Here is a 19165-nt window from a genome sequence, read left to right as displayed (position 1 = left end):
GCGTTTCTCCAGGGCTTCACAGGTCGTTGCCTGTGCCTCCCTTTTCCCACGCTGCCGCCTTCGCCGCTGTTCCCCCCGGAACAGGCCGTCAGAAAAGGAAATCGCCCTTTGACAGATCCGAGAGATCGACATGCTTGAGCGTCAGCACGTCGCTGCCCGCGCGGATCAGCACGTCGCCGCCGCTCTCCGCTGCATGGTTCTTCACGAGGTCGGCAAAGCTGGTGATGGCGGGCAGATCGGAAAGATCGACGCGGTCGGTCCCCGGCGTGAAATCCGTCACCGTGTCCTTGCCCGATCCCTTGGAGAAGATGAAGACATCGGCCCCGGCACCGCCTTTCAGCGTATCGTTGCCGGCCCGCCCGTCGAGGATGTCGTCGCCGCCGAGACCTGACAGCGTGTTGCCGCCGCTGTTGCCGATCAGCACATTGGCGAGGCCGTTGCCCGTACCGCTGATGCCCGCCGTGCCGAGCAGCACCAGCTTCTCGATATTGGCGCCGAGCGTGTAGCGCACGGAGGACTGCACCGTATCGGTGCCCTCGCCCGCCTTCTCTATGAGCTTCAGCGATGCATCGGCGACGAGATAGGTGTCGTTGCCCTTGCCGCCGGCCACCGTACCGAGGACCTTGCCGCCGCGCGTGTCAAAACTGTCGTTGCCGGCGCCCAGAACGACCTTGCCGTCGATCGTGCCGTTGTTGGTGACGATCTCGATACCGTTGCCGCCCCTCAGGGCGGTGCCTGCGGCGGTGATCGTGCCGTTGTTGGAAAAGATGTTCTTGCCGCCACCGAGCAGCGTAACCGCGATGCCGTCCGTCGCCGTCACCGTCTTGTTGTTTGTCAGCGTCGCAAAGGCACCATCGATGAGAATGCCGGCCGCACCCTTGATCACGCCGTTGTTGGTGATCTCCGCCTTCGCGCCGCCGACATCGATGCCCTGGCCGGACGTGGAGACCAGCGTCTTGTGATTGGCGAAATTGACCGAACCGCCATCGAGCCGCACCGCGTCCTGCGCGGCCTTGATCGAGCCGTTGTTGGAAATCACCGCATTTGCGCCCGTCACGACAAGGCCTTCGTCGCCGCGGGAAAGCACCTTGCCGTTGTTGGTGACGATGGCGCCCTTGCCCGTCACGACAATCGCGTCCAGTCTGCTGTCGACCGTGCCGCTGTTGGTGACGGTCGCCTTGCTGCCGGCGCTGCGGATGCCGTCGTCCGCGGTGGATTTGATCATGCCGTAGTTGGTGATGATCGCCGCGACGCCGGAGACCGCGACGGTGTCGCCGCCGCTCCTGATCAGGCCGTGGTTGGTGACGAGCGCGTCGTCGCCCGTCGCCCTGATGCCGCGGCCGGCGCTGGAGAGCGTCGAGCCCGTATTGGTGAAGTTGAGGCTGTCGCCGGCAAAGATGCCGGCCGCAGTGCCGCCCGAAAGGGTGCCCTGGATGTTGAGGACGAGCCCGGTTCCCGACGCCGTCAGCCCGATCAGCTTCGCGGAAACGACGCCATCGGCCTTGACCGTGACATAACCCGGCTTGGCCGCGATCGCTGCATCGCCGAAGACCACGCCGTTGCCGGCCGTCGAGGTCACACGCCCGTCGAAGGAGAGCGAGCGGCCGGTATAGGCGCCGCCCGCATCCACGGCCGTTCCCTTGGTGGTGATCCTGACGCCGGGATCGAGGATCCACTGGCTATTGGCCTGGCGGGCAATGAGCGTCGACGTCATGTCGACCGTTATCTGGTATTTGGTCATTCTATCGGGCGTCCATCATTGACGTGACTACGTCCTAGCGCCTTGTCGGCAAAGAATCCGTTTCAATTGCGGCCGCGCCGCAAAAGCTTTCCGCGAGGGTTAACGGCGAAAGAACCCGTCGTCAGCGGGTTGCGCACCGGCGACGTCCATGAGATCGCCAAGATCGTCCGCCTCGATCGACACGACCCAGAGATCGCCGTCGAACCGCCGCTCCCGCGCGATCGCCTCGGCCACCGCTGTCGCGTCGACGCGTTCGAGCCGCGTTTCGAACAGCCGCGCCCTGTTGCTCTCGCCTTCGTCGAAAAATGCCTGCGGCGCCGGCGCATACAGGCTTTCCGCACCGTCGCGAAAGACCTGGCGCACGAAAACCGCGCCGGCCTCCTCCGCCCCCTTCGTCTCGACGGCCGCGAAATCGCCGCGCGAAAAAACGCGGCGCATCAAGGCGGAGACGAAGATATCGGTACGAAGGCGCATGGCGGCGTCCTACACGGCGCAAGCGCACAGGGCAATCGCGAGCTTTGGGCATGCGGGACGGATACGAGCGTCTGTCAGGTTCATCCTGAACCAGGCAGTCTCTCGTTTCTTTTGTTTTCCTTTGTCTTTTCGGGAAAACCGGGTTCCACTTTTCCCCGCCAAACTCTAGACCCGGATCGCCAGTCTGAGCCCGCCCCAATGACGACCGTTGACGGTGATGGGCGCGGAAATGTCCTTCATCAGCACGAACTGTCCACCGCCCATGTCGCGCCGGTAGGTCTGAAGCAGGAAGGGATCGGTGTTGCGCCCCGCGGCAAGGCCAACACGGTCGTTGAAGATGCGCCGGTTGCGGCAGTTCGCGGTGTTCCAGGCGGGATCGCCGGGCCGTTGCGGCTCGGAGAATTTCCTGTTGTGCGTCGGCAGATAACCATTCTCGTCGATGGCCGCACAGAAGGCGATGCGGCTGTCGCCCGCCACCGCCGGCTCCTGGATATCGGGCAGAACCCGGTCGGTGAAGTCGGTAAAGCGTGTCGCCATCTGCACGGGATCCGAGCCGGGAATCGGCCGGTACTGCCGGTCGAACAGCGCCTCCATGCCGATCTCGCCGCTCCTCACCGCTGCCGAAAAGCGCGCGGACACCGCATCCGCGAGGCTCTGCACGCGGCGGATATAGGGACTGTCGGGTGTCTCGATCCCGGCGCTCGCGGTGGCCTGGATGATACGTTCGGAAATCGTCACCACCTCGCCGACCTTGGCCGATGCCTTCTGAAGCACGTCGTTGGAACGGATGACCTCCGCCGAGGCCGCACCGATCGAATGCGCGAATTCGCTGCATTCCTTGTCCACCGCCCCTGTCGTCGCCGCGAGCGAAGAGGCGCTGTCGAGGATCTTCGACATGACCTCCTCCACACCGGCAAACGATCCCTGCACGGCCGATGCGGTCGCCTTCACGCCCTCGGCCGAAACGCGCGCGCCCTCGCCCGCCGTTTCCAGCCGCTCGATGCGAGTGCGGAGCGCCTGCAGCGTCTTCTGGATGGAGGCCGTGGTGTTGGAGGTTTCCAGCGACAGCGCCCGCACCTCCGCCGCCACGACGGCAAAGCCCTTGCCGGCTTCACCCGCCCGCGCCGCCTCGATGGCGGCATTCAGTGCCAGCAGGTTCGTCTGCCGCGCGATGGTGCCGATACCATCGGCGAGCCGCCCGACATCGGCGAGCGCACCGGAAAAGGCGGCGATTTCCGTGCCGATCTCGTTGGAGGCCGTCACCATATGATCGATGGCGGCAATCGAGCCGTCGAGCTGCACCGCCTGTTCGCCCAACATCGCGCGCGCACTCGCCGCCAGCGTGTCGGTCTCGCCGAGCGCGCGGGCAATGTCGCCATTGGCGCCGGCGATCGCGGTCGCCGATTGGGTCAGTCGGGTGAAGAGCGTCGCATGCTCGCGCGATTGCGCTGCGGTGTCCTGAATGGACCCGGCAATATCGACCAGATGCAGGCCGAGGTCGGACGCCTCGGCGGCAAGCGAACCGACGACCCGGCGCAGGGCCGCGACATCGTCTGCAAGGTCAGGTATCGGCTCTTCCTGGATATGCGACGTCTCGCGCAAGGCAGCATGGGGCATGGCTCGGCGTTCCTCCCGGTCATCGGAAGATCATCCGGCCCATATGGTTAAGGCTTCCCTTAGGGGAGGCAGCCAGACCTTGCGTTTCGCCTACGACCTTCGTCGTAGTACCAGCACGTTCCTGGAGCCTTTCCAGCCGAAGCACGCACGCTTCGGCGTCGGATGATGCGGAGCCCCCTAGAGCGCGCCGATATCCTTGAGCTTGGCGAGAACCTGCTCGTTGGGTTCGCCCGTTACCGGCAGGCGATAGTGCTTTTCGAAATGGCGGATCGCCACGCGCGTCTTCTCGCCGATCAGGCCATCGACGGCAATGTCCGTGTAGGCGATGTTGCTCAGCCCCTTCTGGATCTTCATCACCATCTCGCTCTGCACCGGCCTTGCAACGGCCGACGTGACCGCCGGATCGGCTTCGGCCTGCATGATCGCGGCGGCGACCGGATCGGCCTCCTCCTCGGCGGCAGGCTTTGCCGTCGTGACCGGCTTCTGCTCAATGACCGTCGCCACCTCGTCGAACGGACGCTCGCCCGGCGTGACGCCGGTGATTTCAGGCAGTTCCTCGCCCTCTTCCTGTCGCTCGATGACGAAGGTCGTCACGTCGTGCGGTTCGGGCCGGGTGGCGGTGAAACCAAGGGAATTGTCGGCCGAGCGGGTCTTCAGGAAAGGCGACGGATGACCGCCCGGCTGATACCACAGCGCATTGGCCGCAACGAAAGAGAAGACGACGACGAAGGCGCAGGTGCCGCCGATCAGGGTGGGATTGCGCGCGGCAAGCCCGCCGAGCGCGACCAGCCCGGTAATGACGATATTCGGCCGGCGCGGCGGCGGGGCGGCGGCGCGCGCACCGGAACGGCCCTTGCGGGCCTGGCCCTGCGGCCGCCGCTCAGGCTGTTTTCTGACGTGCGCGTTCATCGGTCCTGTCCTTGCCATCGCCTGACGGCTGGTAAACGGTCTCCATGTCCATCGCAAGGCGCGGCGGGAAATCGACGGTGGATGCGCCGGCGGCATGCAAGTCGTTTTCGTGTGCGATGCCTGCGCCATCGGCGGGAACGCGGATGGTGATGACGGTGCCCTCGCCCGGCTTGCTCTGGATCACGAACGCGCCGCCATGCAACGCCACGAGACCCTTGACCAGCGACAGGCCAAGGCCGGTGCCTTCATATTTGCGGGTATATTCGTTCTGCACCTGCATGAAGGGCTGGCCGATCAGCGCCAGCTTGTCAGCGGGAATGCCGATGCCGGTATCGCTGACGGTCAAGAGCAGGTCACGCCCCTCGCGCGCCGCATCCATGGTGACGATGCCACCGCGATCGGTGAACTTGATGGCATTGCCCACGAGATTGATGAGAATCTGCTGGATCGCCCGCTGGTCGGCCACCACCTCGCCGATGGCGCGCGGCACGCGGCTGGTCAGCTTGATGCCCTTCTCACGCGCCTGGAGACCGAGCATCTGCTCGCAGGTGCGCACGCTGTCGGCCACCGCGAAGGGTTCGGTCAGAAGCTCGTAGCGGCCCGCCTCGATCTTGGAAACGTCGAGCATGGTGTTGACCACCGACAGGAGATGCGAGCCCGACTGGTGGATCAGCGCCACATATTCACGCTGGCGGTCGTTCTCCAGTTTGCCGAAATATTCGCCGGTGAGAATGTCGGAAAAGCCGAGGATGGCATTGAGCGGCGTGCGCAGCTCGTGGCTCACGGCGGCCAGGAAACGCGTCTTGGCGTCATTGGCCGATTCGGCTTCGGCGGCCTTGCGGGCCGTCTCGCTGCGCAGCAGCGCCTCTTCGGAAATATCGCGCGACTGGGCAACGACGGCAACGAGCGAGCCGTCCTGCGCGGTCATCGCCGTCATTTCCACGCGCATATGCATGAACTGCTCGGCATTCGCCTCGATGCGCGGCCGGTCGATGCGGATATCGACGGTCTCACGCGCGCCGCCCTGGCGCAGGCGGTCGATCGCGGCAAGGAAGCCGATGCGATCGGAGACATGGATCTGGTCGAGATAACCGCGGCCCAGCGGGTCGCGCATCCAGGCGAGCATGTCGGCGCGGTCGCGGCCGTGCACGGCGGTGACGAGACCGCGCGCATCGTGCAGCGTCACGAGGCCGGCGAACAGATCGTAAGGAGAGGTCGCGGGCGGTGCCGCGGCGGCCAGTTCTTCCGCGAAGCTTCTCGAAGGAAGGGGCTTCGGCTCGCGCACGGAGGATGCGGCGGCGGCCAGCAACGCACCGGCACCGGCAAGCGCGATGCCGGCCGGCAGCGCGGCGGAAGCGGGCATGACGGTGGAAAGGGCAAGCGGCAGGCCGGGAACGGCCGCCAGCAGCGCAAGCGTCGTCGCGCGAAGGGAAGCCGACGGGCGCGCATCGGCGCCCACGCCAGCAACGCCAGCAACGGCGCCCAGGCGGGCCGCCATTCTGTCAGCGATGATGGTCAATTGGCGCAACGCAAAACCCTGTCGTTCATGTTCTTTTCTGTGAGCCCAAAATCGCACCGGCGACTTAGGAAAGGATAAACGGGGTGGGTCGGAAAGGGGGGCAAAAAGCCCCAAAAGTCCCATTTCGGGGCAATCCAACGGCCATTCGTCCGGCGTGGTTAACGGGGCGTAAGCGCCTCATTTTGCGGCATTTTTCTGTTCATATTAACTTCTGGGGCAAGGTGGTCGAAAGCGGGCTCCCGGCATTCCGGCGCCTCAGGCCGCAAGGGGCCGCCTTCATCCTTAACGGCAATCGCTAAAATCTGCCTCAAATGCCGGTAAAGCTGCCGATCGTTCGAATTTTAATCAAAACTGGGCAAAACCTGACTGATTCCTGCAAAGGGGAATTTCCTTCCGGCCCCTATTCTCGCATCAACGGTTCGCCAAGGACCAATCAAGCCGAAGGCCACCAAGAGCCAAGGCGTATAATGAGGATGGCAAGCGATGTGGTTTCTGATCAAGGGAACGTTCTGGTTCTCACTTGTGCTGGTGCTGCTGCCCTTCCTGGATCCGGCCTCGTCCGCGAAACTGGAAAAGGGACCGAGCGTCGAGCTCGGCGATACGTTCAGCGCCGCCACCGAAGCGCTTCATTATGTAACGGCCATGTGCCTGGAAAAGCCTGACGTCTGCCAGAAGGGGACGGAAACCTTCGTGGCGCTCGGCCACCGGGCACGGGAAGGCGCGCACATCGCCTACAAGTTCCTCGACACCCAGTTTGCCGAGGACGGCACCGGCGTCGCCAAGGCCGAACCGGCGGAAGGCGAAGCCCTCGACCAGCCGCTGCCGAAGATGGCGGCCCATGTCGATGCCGACGCCGAGGTCATCACCGGCACCATCGCCATCCCGACCCGCCGCCCGGATACCAAGGGCTGAGCCGGATCCAAGTTTCAAGTTTACCGCCTGCCAAGTTTACTGCCTGCCTGACTCGTTGCCCTGCAACCGCCGTATGGACCCAGTCCCTGCGGCGTTTCTTTTTGTGCGCGCCTCGCCTATATCAGGGCAAACTTCGAGAGACCCGCCATGGCCACGCTGCAAGAGATCATCGACGACTTCGCCTTCCTGGAAGAATGGGAGGATCGCTACCGCTTCGTCATCGAACTCGGCAAGGCGCTGCCCGATCTCGCCGAGGACAAGCGCACGGCGGCCAACAAGGTGCAGGGCTGCGCCAGCCAGGTCTGGCTTGTCAGCCATACTGGCGAAGGTGCCGACCCCGTCATGACCTTCGAGGGCGATTCGGACGCCCATATCGTGCGCGGCCTCGTCGCCATCGTGCTTGCCATCTATTCCGGCAAGCGCGCCTCCGAGATCGCCGCACTCGACGCCATCGACACGTTCAACACGATCGGCCTCGTCGAGCACCTTTCCTCGCAGCGCGCCAACGGCCTGCGCTCGATGATCAAGCGCATCCGCGAGGAAGCGGCGATCAAGGTCGCCGCTTAGGACTTATACATAGGCGGCGAACAGGAACGACACGGCCAGCACGAAGATCAGTGTCGGGATCGCCCACATGATCGCCGTATAGGCCTGTTCCTGCACATAGGGGCCGAACAGTCGCGCCACCACGTTGAAGCGCGAGAAGACGACATTGACGAAGAGCGCCGTGGCAAGCCCGATATAGTTCAGCGCAAACAGCCGGTTGACCGTGTTGTCGCCGACCGAGAGCACGGTGTAGCTGCTGTAGACCGTGAAATTCAGCGCGATGATGGCGAAGAGACCGCCGATGATGATGTTGACCATCTCATAGGTATCCACCTGGAAAACGCCATCCTCCATGGTGTTGAGCCAGATCGCCAGTTGCGGGATGAGCAGCGAGGCGAGCAGCGGAATGAAGATCGAGGCCACGACGAGGCCGAGCTTGCGCTCGATGTCCAGTGCGGCGATGACGCGCGCATGGGTGCCGTTGTACCAGCCCGGCTGCGGCGCGCTCTTGAGGTCGATGAGGCCGATGGTCCAGCCGCCAAGGTCCGCATTGGCGGAGGGACGGCTGAAATCGATATCCGACTGGTCGAAGCGCAGGATCATTTCCGCAGTGGTCAAACCGTCGGCTGCTATCTCGATGGCGAGTTTCTGGCGATCGAACGGGAAGCGCTCGACATTGACGTTCACGGTGAAATCGGCCGTCACCCGGTGCAGCAGCTCCACCCGGCCGGTCGGGTAGATCTTCAGGCCGTATTCCGAGAGTTCGGCCTCGCCTGCCTGGTTGGCAATACGCACCGGCGCAACCCAGATTTCCTTCATGCGCGCCTCGGCGGCGCTGTTGCGCAGCGTCTGCGGCGTGCCGTCGCCATCACCGCTCGCCAGACGCGAATCGCTCCAGCGCAGGCGCAGATCGACCGTGGCGCGGAATTTCCCCGCATTCTCGTCGAAACTCTCGATCGACAACACCGTCGCCGCCGCCTGCACGGCGATCGGCAGCCCCTCGTCGCGCGGCAGGCTGGAATCGGCAAGAGCCGGAGCGCACAGGCCGGCGAGGAGAACGATCAGCGCCGCAAGGCCGGCGGACAGGAAACGGAGAGCAGCCATGTCACGCGGCCTTTTCCGGCTCTGCGCGGCGGTGTCTGATGCGCTCGTAGAGCCGGAGCATCGGCTGCATTTCCGTCGGGAAGCTTTCCGTGCCCTCGATCGGCGCCAATGGCCCACCATGGCCCACCGCATCGAACCGCTCGCCGAGCACGGCAAGCGGCCGCAACAGGAAGCCGCGCAGCACGACGAGGATGAAGGCGGCGAGCAGCACGATGGCAACGAGGGTGACGACCCCCTGCCAGATCAGCAACCGGCTGACGGCGGCGCGCGATGCGCTGAAATCTTGGGAGGCGGCGATCACGCCGAGCGGCGTGCCGGAACCGCTCGTCACCGGCAGGAGCACCACGCCGCGGGCCAGGCCCTGGGCTTCGCGCACATAGCGCAGCGGCTCGTTGACGACGGCGACATCGCCGGGGCCGGCCAGTTCCGCCATCAGCTGCGCGTTGGTCGCCTCGATGCGGATGAACTTGCCGACGCGGTTCTGCTCTCCCATGCGCTCGGGATCGATACCCTGACCGTACTCCTTGAGGATGCTCTCGTCGATGAACAGCGCGAGATCGAGGCCATAGGCGGTCTTGAGATTGGCGAGCACGCTGCCGTAGTCGATGCCGAATTCGAACGTCCCGATATGTTTGCCGGAAGGATCCAGCACCGGTGAGACACCGAAGATGCCTGGTCCGTTGCGCGCGACGGCGGCGCCTTTCATCGGCACCCGCTCCTTGTTGGCCGCCACGACGAGCGGGCGGGTGCGGCTCAGGTCATCGCCGAATTTGTCGGGATCGTGCAGGCGCAGGAACGAGATGGCATCGGCCGTGTGGAACTGCGCCTGGTCGACGCCGTGCCGTGCCTTCTGGCCGGCGAAACTGGCGGAAAGTTCCGCATTCAGTCCTGCCCGGTCGCCGGCGGCGAAGAGCCGGCGCACGGTCGGCAGTTCGGCGATCAGCTCGGCGCGCGCCAAAGCCTTGTTCTCCGAATCGCGGATCGCCGTTTCGACGATCGCCTGCATGGTCTGGAACTGATCGCTTTCGACGGCATCGGTCATGCCGGAAAACAGGCGGCTCGTCACCAGCGCGGCGCCGGCCACGACGATGACGACAGCCAGGATGAGAGCAACGGGAGCGCTGCGCCGGAATGTCATGAAAAGCCTGCAATACTGGAGAAACCGGGATGGTTGACGCGAAGTTAACAGCGTTTTCGGGAGAAAGCGCAAGCACTTTCTAAACCAGCGGCAACAGCATTTTCAAAGTCCATTTTTGACCGCGATCCATCGCGAAGGTCCCCTGTCAAAGGACCCTTCGCGATGGGACCGCCGCTATCGCGGCAAATCCGGACGAAACCCCTCGCTGCCCCAGGCATGCATCCGCCGCGACGGCGGCACCGGCGGTGCATAGTGGCGGGCCAGCGCCATGAGGGCGGCGCGCAGCAGGAGCTTTGCCGAACGGGCGGGCCACTGGCGCTCGCGCTCCACCGTCTCCAGCCCCTTCATGAAGCAGCAGACATCGAGCGCGACCCCCGACAGTTCCGGCCCGATCGCCTCTATGGCCTTCGCCACCCGTCCACGGGCGGCAAGCGCCGTGTCCGTCAACTCGCGCGCCGCCCCCGCCTCGCCCTTCTGGCGGGTCGCGATGCGCGGTTCCCAGGACATGGTCATCCGAGGCTGCAGGCCGCCGCGCGTGAAATCCGCATGCAGGCGCTCACCCGCGGCGATGGCGCCGTCCGGCAGCCAGGCCTCGCCCGTCTTCTCCTTCAGCCGGGCGAGCGCGGCAAGCGGCGATTCCAGCCGATTGGCCATCGCCGTCTGCCGGGTACCGTCATGCACCACCACCACCGGCGCCAGATCGCGATGCTGGGCGGCGAAGGGTGTTTCAGCCGTGCACAGCCGACGCCTGAGATGGGCGCGCGCCTCCGGATTGGCCGCCAGCCGGCTTCCGGCGCGGGTGACGAGGCCGAGGCGCACGGCATCCGCCAGGATGTCGCGGGAAACCGTCTCCGTCCGGCCATCCGCGGCCAGAAGCCGCTTCCCGTCGAACGAAACATCGCCCGCGGCCAGCAGAAAGCGCAGAAACCTCGCCAGCGCAGCGGCGTGTTCGCGGTCCGCGTCCTCAACCATGGCTGCCGATCCCTGCGGGACCGAAGACCGAGAGCACGACACGCTCGATCGACGCGACGAAGGCATCGAACGAGGCGTCGTCGCGCCGGTCCTCCACCACGTTGCAGGCATGGCCGACCGTCGTGCGGTCACGCCCGAAGGCCGCGCCGATATCCGACAGGGACAGTTGCAGGATGACATGGCAGACATACATGGCGATCTGGCGCACATGGCAGGTGGAGCGCCGGCCGTCGCGGCGCCACAGCGGCCGCTCGCTTGCCATGGCCGTCATCTCCAGCACGAGCTGGCGCACGATCCGGCAGGCGACACCCGGCGGCACGGTCGGCCCGTCAGGATCCGCCGCCGCACGCCGAGCGCCCTCCTGCCCGCCCCCCGCACCTTTGGTTTCCGGTGCCGCAGACCGGCAATTTCGGGACGCCCGCCTCTGGGATACGATGAACTGATGCATGACTGGCCACTCCGTTGATAGGAATTTATTCATACACCCTAGAGCAAGAGCGGGGATGAATGAAGCAGCTCGATGCAACCAGCCATTGAATCTATTCATAAATATGCGATCGACATCCCCGATATAGGCTTATATTCCTTAATTCAAATCTACACCCCGGTTTTCCCCACTGCAGTGCCGGGCAACGCCCAAACGAAGAAAGGCCGGAGCGGCGACGCTCCGGCCTTTCTTCGTTCTGTAATGCGAAGGGCTTACTTGCCCTTGCGGCGCTGGCCCAGGCCCATTTCCTTGGCCAGGCGTGAGCGCGCTTCGGCATAGGCCGGAGCAACCATCGGATAATCGGCCGGGAGGTCCCACTTCTCGCGGTACTCCTCCGGCGTCATGCCGTAGTGGGTCATCAGGTGGCGCTTCAGCGACTTGAACTTCTGGCCGTCCTCAAGGCAGATGATGTAGTCGTTCTGAACCGACTTCTTCACCGGAACCGGTGGCTTCGGCTTCTCGGCGACCACAGGCGCCTCGACGGCGGCAGAGGGCTGCGTCGTGTTGTTCAAGGCGGCATGCACGTCGGCGATGAGACCCGGCAGTTCGGCGACCGGAACGACATGGTTGCCGACATAGGCGGCGACGATATCGGCGGTCAGCTCCACCAGCAGGTTGGAGCTGGTGCCAAGGGTGGTTTCTGTCATGTCTTTCTCCTGTCGGATGGACGAAAGCCGATGTCTCTCTCCATCGGCAGGGTACTGAATTCCGAGCAAAGCAACCGAATCGGGGAAACTGGCATCAGATCGATGTCTTCAGGCAGGCTTCATCCCGAAATACGGGCATTTTACGTTAATATAACTTTCGAACATTGCCGCCACCGCGCCAGTTAAGCCGGATCCGGTGCATATACCGAAGGAGCGCGAATGCGCATCCAGCTCAACTTAAACAGGAAGCACGCAATCAAGCTAAATCAACCCGAATGCTTTACTTCTTTTGGAATATCATTCCAAACTTCAAAGTCCAGAAGTATTTTGGAAAAGAAACATGAGAGCTTCCGACAAGGAAAGAAATCCACCGGAAAGCGCAGGATACTATAAATTCTGAGGGGGGCTATCTCAACCGTTTTTCAACGCTTCTTGGCGGCGTGCTTGCGGGACGCGCGCATGTCGTCCATCACGGCAAGCCGTGACAGGCGATAGCCGGCCGCATGCGCGGCCTTCGCGACGAGGTGCGCGGCAACCGGTGCCGTCAGTACGAAGAAGACGAATCCGGCGAGCGCGCGGGTGAAGATCGCGATGTCGAGCGAATGGATGCCGGCCGCCAGCAGCATGAGACCCGAGCCGACCGTGCCGGCCTTCGAGGCCGCGTGCATGCGCGTATAGACATCCGGCAGGCGCAGAATGCCGAGCGCGGCGAGAAAGGTGAAGACACCGCCCGCGACGAGCATGACGCCGACGACAAGCGCGAGAACGAGATCCAGCATCAGCGCAGCCTCCTGGCATGGCCACCGCCGCGTCGTGCCCTGGCATCGGCCGCCGTTTCTTCCGGCGCGGCCGCCTCGCCCGGCTGCATGCCCTGGCTCAGCACGAACCGCGCGAAAGCGACGGTGGCGAGGAAACCGACGAGACCGAGCGCAATGGCGATGTCGATATAGAGGTTGAACCCCGTCCTGATGGCGATGACGGCGATGAAGCCGATGGCGATGGCGGTGAGCGTGTCGAGCGCGACGATGCGGTCCGGCAGGGTCGGCCCCTTGATGACGCGCCAGGCGGCAAGGAAGAAGGCCGCGCACATCAGCAGGAGCGCGATGCCGCAGGCCACGGAAAGGATCATTTGAGCGCCCATCAGCGGAAGGCCTCCAGGATTTTCTTCTCGAAACCATTCGCGATATCGCGCCGCGCGCCGGCCGGGTCGGAGCAATCGAGCGCATGCACATACAGCGTCTTCCGGTCCTCGGAGACATCGACCGACAGCGTGCCCGGCGTCAGCGTGATGAGATTGGCGAGCAGCGTGATCTCGAAGTCCCGGTCGACGGTCAGCGGAAAGGCGAAGATGCCCGGTTTCAGGTCCATCTTCGGGCGGACCACCAGCACCGCCACCTTCCAGGCGGAAAGCGCCAGTTCCCTGAGGAAAAGAGCGAGCAGCGAGAGCGCCTTCAACGGCCGCAACCGCCGCCCGTCCGGCTGGATATGGCCCCGGACGAGAAGAAGTGACAGCGCCGCGGCGGCGATGCCGAGCACGAGATTGGGGATGGTGAAACTGCCGGAAACCGCAAGCCAGACCAGCGTGAAGACGGCGATGATGACGGCGGGCCGCATGTCACTTCCCTCCCGGAAAGACGGAGCCGATATAGGCGTCCGGATTGGCAAGGCTCTGCTCGGCATGCTGGACCAGCGACAGCAACGCATCCGGGAAGAGACCGAAGACGACCGTCAGCGCCGTGAGGCCGGCGAGCGGCAGCAGCGCGCTTGCGGGAATACTTTGCGCCGGTAGCCCCCGCACCTCCGCGCGCCAATAGGCGAGCGCGAAGACGCGGCCGAGCGCGATGGTGGTGAGGAAGCCGGCGAGGAACACCGATGCCGTCAGCCACCAGGCACCGATATCGATCGCCGCCTTCGCCACCATCACTTTCGGCCAGAAGCCGGAGAAGGGCGGCAGTCCGGAGGCGGCGAAGAACAGCACCAGCGACAGGGCGGAAAACAGCGCCGAGCGGCTATAGAGCCCGCCCAGCCGGTTGAGATCGAAGGAGCCGGCCAGCCGCCCCGCCAGTCCCGCTGCCATGTAGAGCGCCGTCATCACCACCATGGAATGCAGCGCATAAAATATGGCGCCGCCGATGCCGCCGGGACTGCCCAGCGACAGGCCCGCCAGTATCACGCCGATACCGGAAATGACGACATAGCCGAGCAGCCGGCGGATATCGCTCTGACCGAGCGCGCCAAGCGCGCCGAGAAGCATGGTGGCGACACCGACAATCGCGATGAGGAAACTCAGTTCCTCCCGCTCGACGGGAAACAGCATGACCAGCGTGCGCAGCAGCGCATAGATGCCGACCTTGGTGAGCAGGCCGGCAAACAGCGCCGACACCACGACGCGCGGCGTGTGGTAGGAGGCCGGCAGCCAGAAATTCACCGGAAAGGCCGCCGCCTTCATGCCGAAAGCGAGGAAATACAGCGTGGCCAGCGTCATCAGCGGCAGTTCGGCGCGGCCCGCTGCCGCCTTCACCGCGATGTCGGCCATGTTGAGCGTGCCGAAGATACCGTAGAGATAGCCCGTCGTGACGAGGAACAGCGTCGTCGCGACGAGGTTGAGGAAGGCATATTTGATCGCGCCGTCGATCTGGCGCGGCTCGGACCCCAGCGTGATCAGGCCGAAGGACGAGATCAGCAGCACCTCGAACCAGACATAGAGGTTGAAGATGTCGCCCGTCAGGAACGCGCCGGAGACGCCGGCCATCAGCAGGAGCAGGAACGGATAAAAACCGTAGCGCCGGCCGCTCGCATCGATATCGGCGAGTGCATGCACGCTCCCTGCAAAGGCGACGACCGCGCCGGCCAGCGCGAAGAGCACGCCGGTCAGGTCAGCCGTAAACGCGATGCCGAAGGGCGGCAGCCAACGCCCCATCACCATCGTCACCGGTCCGTTGGCGGCGACATGGGCGAGCAGAAGGGCATCGATGACGACAAGCACGGCGAGCGCGGGAATGGCGATCAGCGCCTGCAGGTGCAGCGACTTGCGCAGCATCAGCAGCACCGCGCCGACCAGAAGACACCAGGCAGGCGGCAGCACGACCAGCCAGTCGGCGGCGGGAACCGGCGTCAGGACGAGGGCTGCGGAAAGATCGGCGGGATTTGCGGCCATTGGCGGGGCGGTTCCTGTCAGTAGCCGGTCGGCGGTAGCGGATCGTCTTCCGGCTCCGCCAAGCGCATCTCATTGCCATTGTCGGTGCCGAGGTCCTGATAGGCGCGGTAGACCAGCACCAGCAGGAAGGCGAAGAAGGAGAAGGAGATGACGATGGCCGTCAGGATCAGCGCCTGCGGCAGCGCATTGGCCGTCAGCGTCGCCGGCACGTCGTGTCCCTCGGGAATGATCGGCGGTATCTCGCGCAGGATGCGGCCGTTGGTGAAGAGCAGCAGGTTCACGCCATTGCCGAGCAGCACCACCCCGAGCAGCACGCGCACCAGAAACTTCGACAGCATCAGATAGACGGCGGCGGCGAAGAAAAGGCCGATCAGAAGGACGAAGGGAAACTCCATCAGACGTCGTCCCCCGCTTCCAGCGCCAGCGCAATCGACGTGATCGCGCCCACCACGACGAGATAGACGCCAGTATCGAACAGCATCACGGAGGAAAGCGGGATTTCGACGCCGAGCACGGTCGGAGTGATCCAGAGCCCCGTCATGAACGGCACGCCGAAGGCGGCCGAGAGCAGGCCGGCAAGGCAGGCGATGAACAGGCCGAAGGCGGAAATGGCCATCGGATGGAACCACAGCGCGCGGCGCACCGCCGCAATGCCATTGGCAATGCCGAAGATCGCCAATGCCGACACGGCAATCAACCCGCCGATGAAGCCCCCGCCCGGCTCGTTATGGCCGCGCAGCAAAACGAAAATGGAAAACAGCGCCATGAGCGCGGTGAGGAACGGGGCGACGGTGCGGAAGATGAGGGTGTTCATGCCCCGGCCCTCCCCTTGCGGATGCGGATGATCGAGAGGATCGCCAGGCCCGTGACCATGACGACGGCGATTTCGCCGAGCGTGTCGGTACCGCGGAAATCGACGATGATGACATTCACCACATTGGCGCCATGCGCGATGGTCTTCGAATAGAGATTGAAGAAATCCGTCAGCGCGGTGTCGAAGCGGCCCTGCGTGACCCTCAGGAGATAGAGCGCGAAGCCGACGCCGCAGGCAATGGCGATCACCGCGTCGGGGATTTTTTCCCGCAGCGGTCGGTGATCGCGCGGCGTGAGTTTCAGGCGCGTCATCACCAGGGCGAGAATGACGACGGAGAGCGTCTCGATCATGAACTGGGTGAAGGCGAGATCCGGCGCGCCGAACAGCAGGAAGAGCAAGGCGACGCAGAGCCCCTGGATGCCGAGCGCCACGATGGCCGTCAGGCGGTTGCCGGCGGTCAGCACCGCGCCGATGCCAAGGGCGGCGAGCAGCATCACCGCCAGCTCATGGAACGGCATTCCGGCCGGCCAGACCGGCAGGCGCGGCCATTCGCCATAAACCACCGGCGGCACCAGCAGCGCCAGCGCGATCACCGCGAAGGTGGCGGTCATATAGATTTCCATACGACCCGGCTGGAGGAGCCGACTGATGGCGGCGGCGGCGCGCACGAGGCCGGTCATCGCCTGGTCGAAACCGCGATCCGGCCCCCAGCCGATATCCTCGACCAGACGGTTCGCCGCCTCCCGCGCCCGGTCCAGCATCAGGAAGACGCCGAGGCCGAAGGCGACCGTCAAGAGCGACAGGCCGAAGGCGAGGCTGAGATGCGGCAGGGCGGAGATGGTGACGGTCTGCGGCGCGCCCGAGATGGCGGAGGCGAGCGGCGAGGTCAGAAGGGCATGGGTGACCGCGGAAAACAGGCCGATGACGAGGCCCTTGACCGCCAGCAACATCGGGCCGATCCACAGCAGCGCCGGGCCTTCATGCGCATGTTTCGGCGTTTGGACGGGTGCGCCGAGGAAGGGTTTCAGCGCCACGGCGAAGGCGACCGCAAACATCAGGCCGTTACCGATGATGGCGGCGGCCGTGAAGGCGATCTGGCGCAGACTCCCGCCGGATAGGGCCGCGTAGACCTCCTCCTTGGCGAGGAAGCCGAAGAACGGCGGCAGGCCGCCCATCGAAAGCGCAGCGAGAAGAGCCGCGAGGAAGGTGACGGGCATGGCGCGCCGGAGGCCGCCGAGCTTCGTGATATCGCGCGTGCCCGTCTCGTGATCGATCAGGCCGGCGACCATGAAGAGCGCGCCCTTGAAGAGCGAATGGGCGACGAGATAGAGCGCCGCGGCGGCAATCGCATGCTCCGAGCCGAAGCCGGTCAGCATGACGAGAAGACCAAGCGACGCCACCGTCGTATAGGCGAGCATCAGCTTGAGATCGGTCTGGCGGATGGCGAGCACGGCGCCGACGAGCAGCGTCAGCCCGCCGACGGCCGGCAGGACGGTTTCCCAGGCGGGCGTTTCGCCCATCACGGGGTTGAGCCGCATCAGGAGATAGACGCCGGCCTTCACCATGGTCGCCGAATGCAGATAGGCCGAGACCGGTGTGGGCGCCTCCATGGCGTTGGGCAGCCAGAAATGGAACGGAAACTGCGCCGACTTGGTGAAAGCGCCGCCCAGCACGAGGAAGAGGATGGCGAGATAGAACGGGCTGGCGCGCAACTCGGGACCGAAGGACATCAGCAGCGAGAACTGGGTAACACCGGTGACGTCCCAGAGCAGCAGCAGCCCGGCGAGCAGGAAGAGCCCGCCGCCGCCCGTAACGATTAGCGCCTGAAGCGCCGCGCGGCGCGAGGCCTCGCGCGCATGGTCGAAGCCGATCAGCAGGAAGGAGGTGATCGAGGTCATCTCCCAGAAGACGAAGAGCATCAGGAAACTGTCCGACGCGACGACGCCGAGCATAGACCCCATGAACATCAGGATGAAGGAAAAGAACCGCCCCTGATGCGGATGCCCCTTCAGGTAGCCGCCGGCATAGAGCACGATCAGCGCGCCGATACCGGAAATCAGCAGCAGGAACGCAAGCGAGAGCCCGTCGATCAGCCAGGAGAAGCTGACATTGTAGGACGGCACCCAGGCATAGCCGCCGGTGACGATTTCGCCGCGGGCGATTTCGGCATTGAAGCCGAGGAAATGAAGGAAAACGGCCAGCGGTACGAGCGCCAGCGGCCAGGCCGCGTGATGACCGAGAAGCCGCGTCAGCGCCGGCGCGGCGAGCGCACCGAGAAACGGCAGGCAGAAGGCGAGGAAGGTCAGGCCCATCGTGTCCGCTGTCATGCCCCTCCCCTCATTTGCGGGCTTCGCCCGTCATTGGCATTGCAAGAAATCAGAGCGCCTTTTCTACGTCGGTCAAACCGAAATCACCACCCTTGAACAGCAAGGGCGCGGCGTTTTCACGCGCCAATGCATAGGAAAAGCAATCACCATAGTTCAAATGTGCGGCATGACCGGTGCCGCGCCCGAAACGGCGGAAAGCATCGAAGGCGATCTCGGCCTGTGCCGCCGTAACAGCCTCGATCCGGATATTGGCCCGCAGCAGAAAAGCATCGAACGCGTTCACGCCGCTGCTGCCATAGCGGGCGAACAGCACCATCTTGGTTTCCAAGAGGCTCGCCGCGCTCATGACCCGTTCGGCGGCGCCTTCGATGGCTTCGTTGAAGGCGCGCCGTTCCGGCTCGTCAGTGAGGATGGCAACAAGCGCTGACGTGTCCAGCACGATCATCGCGGCAAGCCGTTTTCGTCATAGCCGAGGATCTCTTCTGGCGAACGCGGATCGAGAACCGGCAGGCTCGCACAGTCGAGGGCGATGCGGTCCAGCAGGTCGGCAAGGCGCGGCCCGTTGGCAACCTGAATGCGCGCCAGCCGCTCCTCAAGGGAGACCTTGACGGCCTGAGTCAGGCTCTCGCCCGTCGCCTCCGCGAGCTTGCGGGCAAGGATGTGCGCCTCATTGTCCTTGATGTTCAAAGGCATGATTTCCTCCTTCTGCATCAATATGGAGGATAGGAGGAAATCATGGCGCTTTCAAGCTGCGCAGAGCCGATTGTCTTCACCCTTCCCGCATCCTATCTATGTTTCCAA

At 64.5% G+C, this 19165-nt stretch carries 21 protein-coding genes; 2 read left to right on the top strand and 19 right to left on the bottom strand.

What is annotated here, in order from left to right:
• Positions 1 to 88 precede the first annotated feature (88 nt).
• The 5 genes from MUU55_RS08555 to MUU55_RS08535 form a co-directional block, all read right to left on the bottom strand.
• The gene (locus MUU55_RS08555; RefSeq protein WP_244760351.1) at positions 89 to 1741 is read right to left on the bottom strand and encodes a M10 family metallopeptidase C-terminal domain-containing protein; all 1653 of its coding nucleotides are present in this window, start codon (positions 1739 to 1741) and stop codon (positions 89 to 91) included.
• A gap of 99 nt (positions 1742 to 1840) precedes the next feature.
• Positions 1841 to 2215: a DUF1491 family protein gene (locus tag MUU55_RS08550; RefSeq protein ID WP_244760350.1), complete on the bottom strand. Its 375-nt coding sequence runs from the start codon at positions 2213 to 2215 to the stop codon at positions 1841 to 1843.
• A 165-nt stretch (positions 2216 to 2380) separates the two neighbouring features.
• A complete protein-coding gene (locus tag MUU55_RS08545; RefSeq protein WP_244760349.1) occupies positions 2381 to 3832 on the bottom strand; it encodes a methyl-accepting chemotaxis protein in 1452 nt (483 codons plus the stop codon).
• Positions 3833 to 4009: 177 nt separating this feature from the next.
• The gene (locus MUU55_RS08540) at positions 4010 to 4741 is read right to left on the bottom strand and encodes a peptidoglycan-binding domain-containing protein (protein ID WP_244760348.1); all 732 of its coding nucleotides are present in this window, start codon (positions 4739 to 4741) and stop codon (positions 4010 to 4012) included.
• Entirely contained in the window at positions 4713 to 6239 is a 1527-nt protein-coding gene (locus MUU55_RS08535) for a sensor histidine kinase (protein WP_303277441.1), read from the bottom strand. Before MUU55_RS08535 ends, MUU55_RS08540 begins: the two co-directional genes overlap by 29 nt.
• A 504-nt stretch (positions 6240 to 6743) precedes the next feature.
• Here MUU55_RS08535 and MUU55_RS08530 point away from each other — a divergent pair.
• Positions 6744 to 7172 (top strand): DUF5330 domain-containing protein, encoded by a 429-nt coding sequence (locus MUU55_RS08530; RefSeq protein ID WP_244760346.1) that lies wholly within the window; start codon positions 6744 to 6746, stop codon positions 7170 to 7172.
• Between the two features lie 147 nt (positions 7173 to 7319).
• Entirely contained in the window at positions 7320 to 7739 is a 420-nt protein-coding gene (locus MUU55_RS08525; protein ID WP_244760345.1) for a SufE family protein, read from the top strand.
• 3 nt (positions 7740 to 7742) lie between these two features.
• Here the strand turns inward: MUU55_RS08525 and MUU55_RS08520 are convergent, their stop codons facing one another.
• The 14 genes from MUU55_RS08520 to MUU55_RS08455 all read right to left on the bottom strand — a co-directional run bounded on the left by MUU55_RS08520 (position 7743) and on the right by MUU55_RS08455 (position 19057).
• Positions 7743 to 8822: a ligand-gated ion channel gene (locus MUU55_RS08520; protein WP_244760344.1), complete on the bottom strand. Its 1080-nt coding sequence runs from the start codon at positions 8820 to 8822 to the stop codon at positions 7743 to 7745.
• Between the two features lies 1 nt (position 8823).
• Positions 8824 to 9960 carry a cache domain-containing protein gene (locus tag MUU55_RS08515; protein WP_244760343.1) on the bottom strand — a complete coding sequence of 379 codons (1137 nt, stop codon included), beginning with the start codon at positions 9958 to 9960 and terminating at the stop codon, positions 8824 to 8826.
• Positions 9961 to 10134: 174 nt separating this feature from the next.
• Positions 10135 to 10932, bottom strand: a complete 798-nt coding sequence (locus tag MUU55_RS08510; protein WP_244760342.1) for a DUF6456 domain-containing protein — start codon at positions 10930 to 10932, stop codon at positions 10135 to 10137.
• Entirely contained in the window at positions 10925 to 11380 is a 456-nt protein-coding gene (locus MUU55_RS08505; RefSeq protein WP_244760341.1) for a helix-turn-helix domain-containing protein, read from the bottom strand. Before MUU55_RS08505 ends, MUU55_RS08510 begins: the two co-directional genes overlap by 8 nt.
• Before the next feature lie 251 nt (positions 11381 to 11631).
• On the bottom strand, positions 11632 to 12066 hold the full coding sequence (locus MUU55_RS08500) for a Ros/MucR family transcriptional regulator (protein ID WP_244760340.1): 435 nt from the start codon (positions 12064 to 12066) through the stop codon (positions 11632 to 11634).
• 422 nt (positions 12067 to 12488) lie between these two features.
• Positions 12489 to 12845, bottom strand: a complete 357-nt coding sequence (gene mnhG / locus MUU55_RS08495; RefSeq protein WP_244760339.1) for a monovalent cation/H(+) antiporter subunit G — start codon at positions 12843 to 12845, stop codon at positions 12489 to 12491.
• Positions 12845 to 13207, bottom strand: a complete 363-nt coding sequence (locus MUU55_RS08490; RefSeq protein WP_244760338.1) for a cation:proton antiporter — start codon at positions 13205 to 13207, stop codon at positions 12845 to 12847. The genes mnhG and MUU55_RS08490 overlap by 1 nt, the downstream gene beginning before the upstream one ends.
• A complete protein-coding gene (locus tag MUU55_RS08485; protein WP_244760337.1) occupies positions 13207 to 13680 on the bottom strand; it encodes a Na+/H+ antiporter subunit E in 474 nt (157 codons plus the stop codon). Before MUU55_RS08485 ends, MUU55_RS08490 begins: the two co-directional genes overlap by 1 nt.
• A gap of 1 nt (position 13681) precedes the next feature.
• A complete protein-coding gene (locus MUU55_RS08480) occupies positions 13682 to 15223 on the bottom strand; it encodes a Na+/H+ antiporter subunit D (RefSeq protein WP_244760336.1) in 1542 nt (513 codons plus the stop codon).
• 17 nt (positions 15224 to 15240) lie between these two features.
• Positions 15241 to 15618, bottom strand: coding sequence for a Na+/H+ antiporter subunit C (locus MUU55_RS08475; protein WP_244760335.1), 378 nt, complete (start codon positions 15616 to 15618; stop codon positions 15241 to 15243).
• Entirely contained in the window at positions 15618 to 16037 is a 420-nt protein-coding gene (locus MUU55_RS08470; protein WP_244760334.1) for a Na(+)/H(+) antiporter subunit B, read from the bottom strand. The genes MUU55_RS08475 and MUU55_RS08470 overlap by 1 nt, the downstream gene beginning before the upstream one ends.
• Positions 16034 to 18364, bottom strand: a complete 2331-nt coding sequence (locus tag MUU55_RS08465; RefSeq protein WP_244760333.1) for a putative monovalent cation/H+ antiporter subunit A — start codon at positions 18362 to 18364, stop codon at positions 16034 to 16036. The genes MUU55_RS08470 and MUU55_RS08465 overlap by 4 nt, the downstream gene beginning before the upstream one ends.
• Before the next feature lie 49 nt (positions 18365 to 18413).
• On the bottom strand, positions 18414 to 18809 hold the full coding sequence (locus tag MUU55_RS08460; protein WP_244760332.1) for a type II toxin-antitoxin system VapC family toxin: 396 nt from the start codon (positions 18807 to 18809) through the stop codon (positions 18414 to 18416).
• The gene (locus tag MUU55_RS08455; protein ID WP_244760331.1) at positions 18806 to 19057 is read right to left on the bottom strand and encodes a type II toxin-antitoxin system VapB family antitoxin; all 252 of its coding nucleotides are present in this window, start codon (positions 19055 to 19057) and stop codon (positions 18806 to 18808) included. The genes MUU55_RS08460 and MUU55_RS08455 overlap by 4 nt, the downstream gene beginning before the upstream one ends.
• Positions 19058 to 19165: the final 108 nt, after the last annotated feature.

The sequence above is a fragment of the Shinella curvata genome (assembly GCF_022899935.1).
GTDB lineage: Bacteria > Pseudomonadota > Alphaproteobacteria > Rhizobiales > Rhizobiaceae > Shinella > Shinella curvata.
This window is presented reverse-complemented; position numbering and strand designations above follow the sequence as displayed.

Bases quoted from the DNA above. Each gene is read 5' to 3' on its own strand.
- MUU55_RS08455 (WP_244760331.1), bottom strand. From the start codon at position 19,057: ATGCCTTTGAACATCAAGGACAATGAGGCGCACATCCTTGCCCGCAAG.
- MUU55_RS08485 (WP_244760337.1), bottom strand. From the start codon at position 13,680: ATGCGGCCCGCCGTCATCATCGCCGTCTTCACGCTGGTCTGGCTTGCG.
- MUU55_RS08500 (WP_244760340.1), bottom strand. From the start codon at position 12,066: ATGACAGAAACCACCCTTGGCACCAGCTCCAACCTGCTGGTGGAGCTG.
- MUU55_RS08505 (WP_244760341.1), bottom strand. From the start codon at position 11,380: ATGCATCAGTTCATCGTATCCCAGAGGCGGGCGTCCCGAAATTGCCGG.
- MUU55_RS08490 (WP_244760338.1), bottom strand. From the start codon at position 13,207: ATGGGCGCTCAAATGATCCTTTCCGTGGCCTGCGGCATCGCGCTCCTG.
- MUU55_RS08525 (WP_244760345.1), top strand. From the start codon at position 7,320: ATGGCCACGCTGCAAGAGATCATCGACGACTTCGCCTTCCTGGAAGAA.
- MUU55_RS08550 (WP_244760350.1), bottom strand. From the start codon at position 2,215: ATGCGCCTTCGTACCGATATCTTCGTCTCCGCCTTGATGCGCCGCGTT.
- MUU55_RS08460 (WP_244760332.1), bottom strand. From the start codon at position 18,809: ATGATCGTGCTGGACACGTCAGCGCTTGTTGCCATCCTCACTGACGAG.
- MUU55_RS08480 (WP_244760336.1), bottom strand. From the start codon at position 15,223: ATGGCCGCAAATCCCGCCGATCTTTCCGCAGCCCTCGTCCTGACGCCG.
- MUU55_RS08520 (WP_244760344.1), bottom strand. From the start codon at position 8,822: ATGGCTGCTCTCCGTTTCCTGTCCGCCGGCCTTGCGGCGCTGATCGTT.
- MUU55_RS08530 (WP_244760346.1), top strand. From the start codon at position 6,744: ATGTGGTTTCTGATCAAGGGAACGTTCTGGTTCTCACTTGTGCTGGTG.
- mnhG (WP_244760339.1), bottom strand. From the start codon at position 12,845: ATGCTGGATCTCGTTCTCGCGCTTGTCGTCGGCGTCATGCTCGTCGCG.
- MUU55_RS08540 (WP_244760348.1), bottom strand. From the start codon at position 4,741: ATGAACGCGCACGTCAGAAAACAGCCTGAGCGGCGGCCGCAGGGCCAG.
- MUU55_RS08475 (WP_244760335.1), bottom strand. From the start codon at position 15,618: ATGGAGTTTCCCTTCGTCCTTCTGATCGGCCTTTTCTTCGCCGCCGCC.
- MUU55_RS08465 (WP_244760333.1), bottom strand. From the start codon at position 18,364: ATGACAGCGGACACGATGGGCCTGACCTTCCTCGCCTTCTGCCTGCCG.
- MUU55_RS08515 (WP_244760343.1), bottom strand. From the start codon at position 9,960: ATGACATTCCGGCGCAGCGCTCCCGTTGCTCTCATCCTGGCTGTCGTC.
- MUU55_RS08470 (WP_244760334.1), bottom strand. From the start codon at position 16,037: ATGAACACCCTCATCTTCCGCACCGTCGCCCCGTTCCTCACCGCGCTC.
- MUU55_RS08535 (WP_303277441.1), bottom strand. From the start codon at position 6,239: ATGGCGGCCCGCCTGGGCGCCGTTGCTGGCGTTGCTGGCGTGGGCGCC.
- MUU55_RS08510 (WP_244760342.1), bottom strand. From the start codon at position 10,932: ATGGTTGAGGACGCGGACCGCGAACACGCCGCTGCGCTGGCGAGGTTT.
- MUU55_RS08545 (WP_244760349.1), bottom strand. From the start codon at position 3,832: ATGCCCCATGCTGCCTTGCGCGAGACGTCGCATATCCAGGAAGAGCCG.
- MUU55_RS08555 (WP_244760351.1), bottom strand. From the start codon at position 1,741: ATGACCAAATACCAGATAACGGTCGACATGACGTCGACGCTCATTGCC.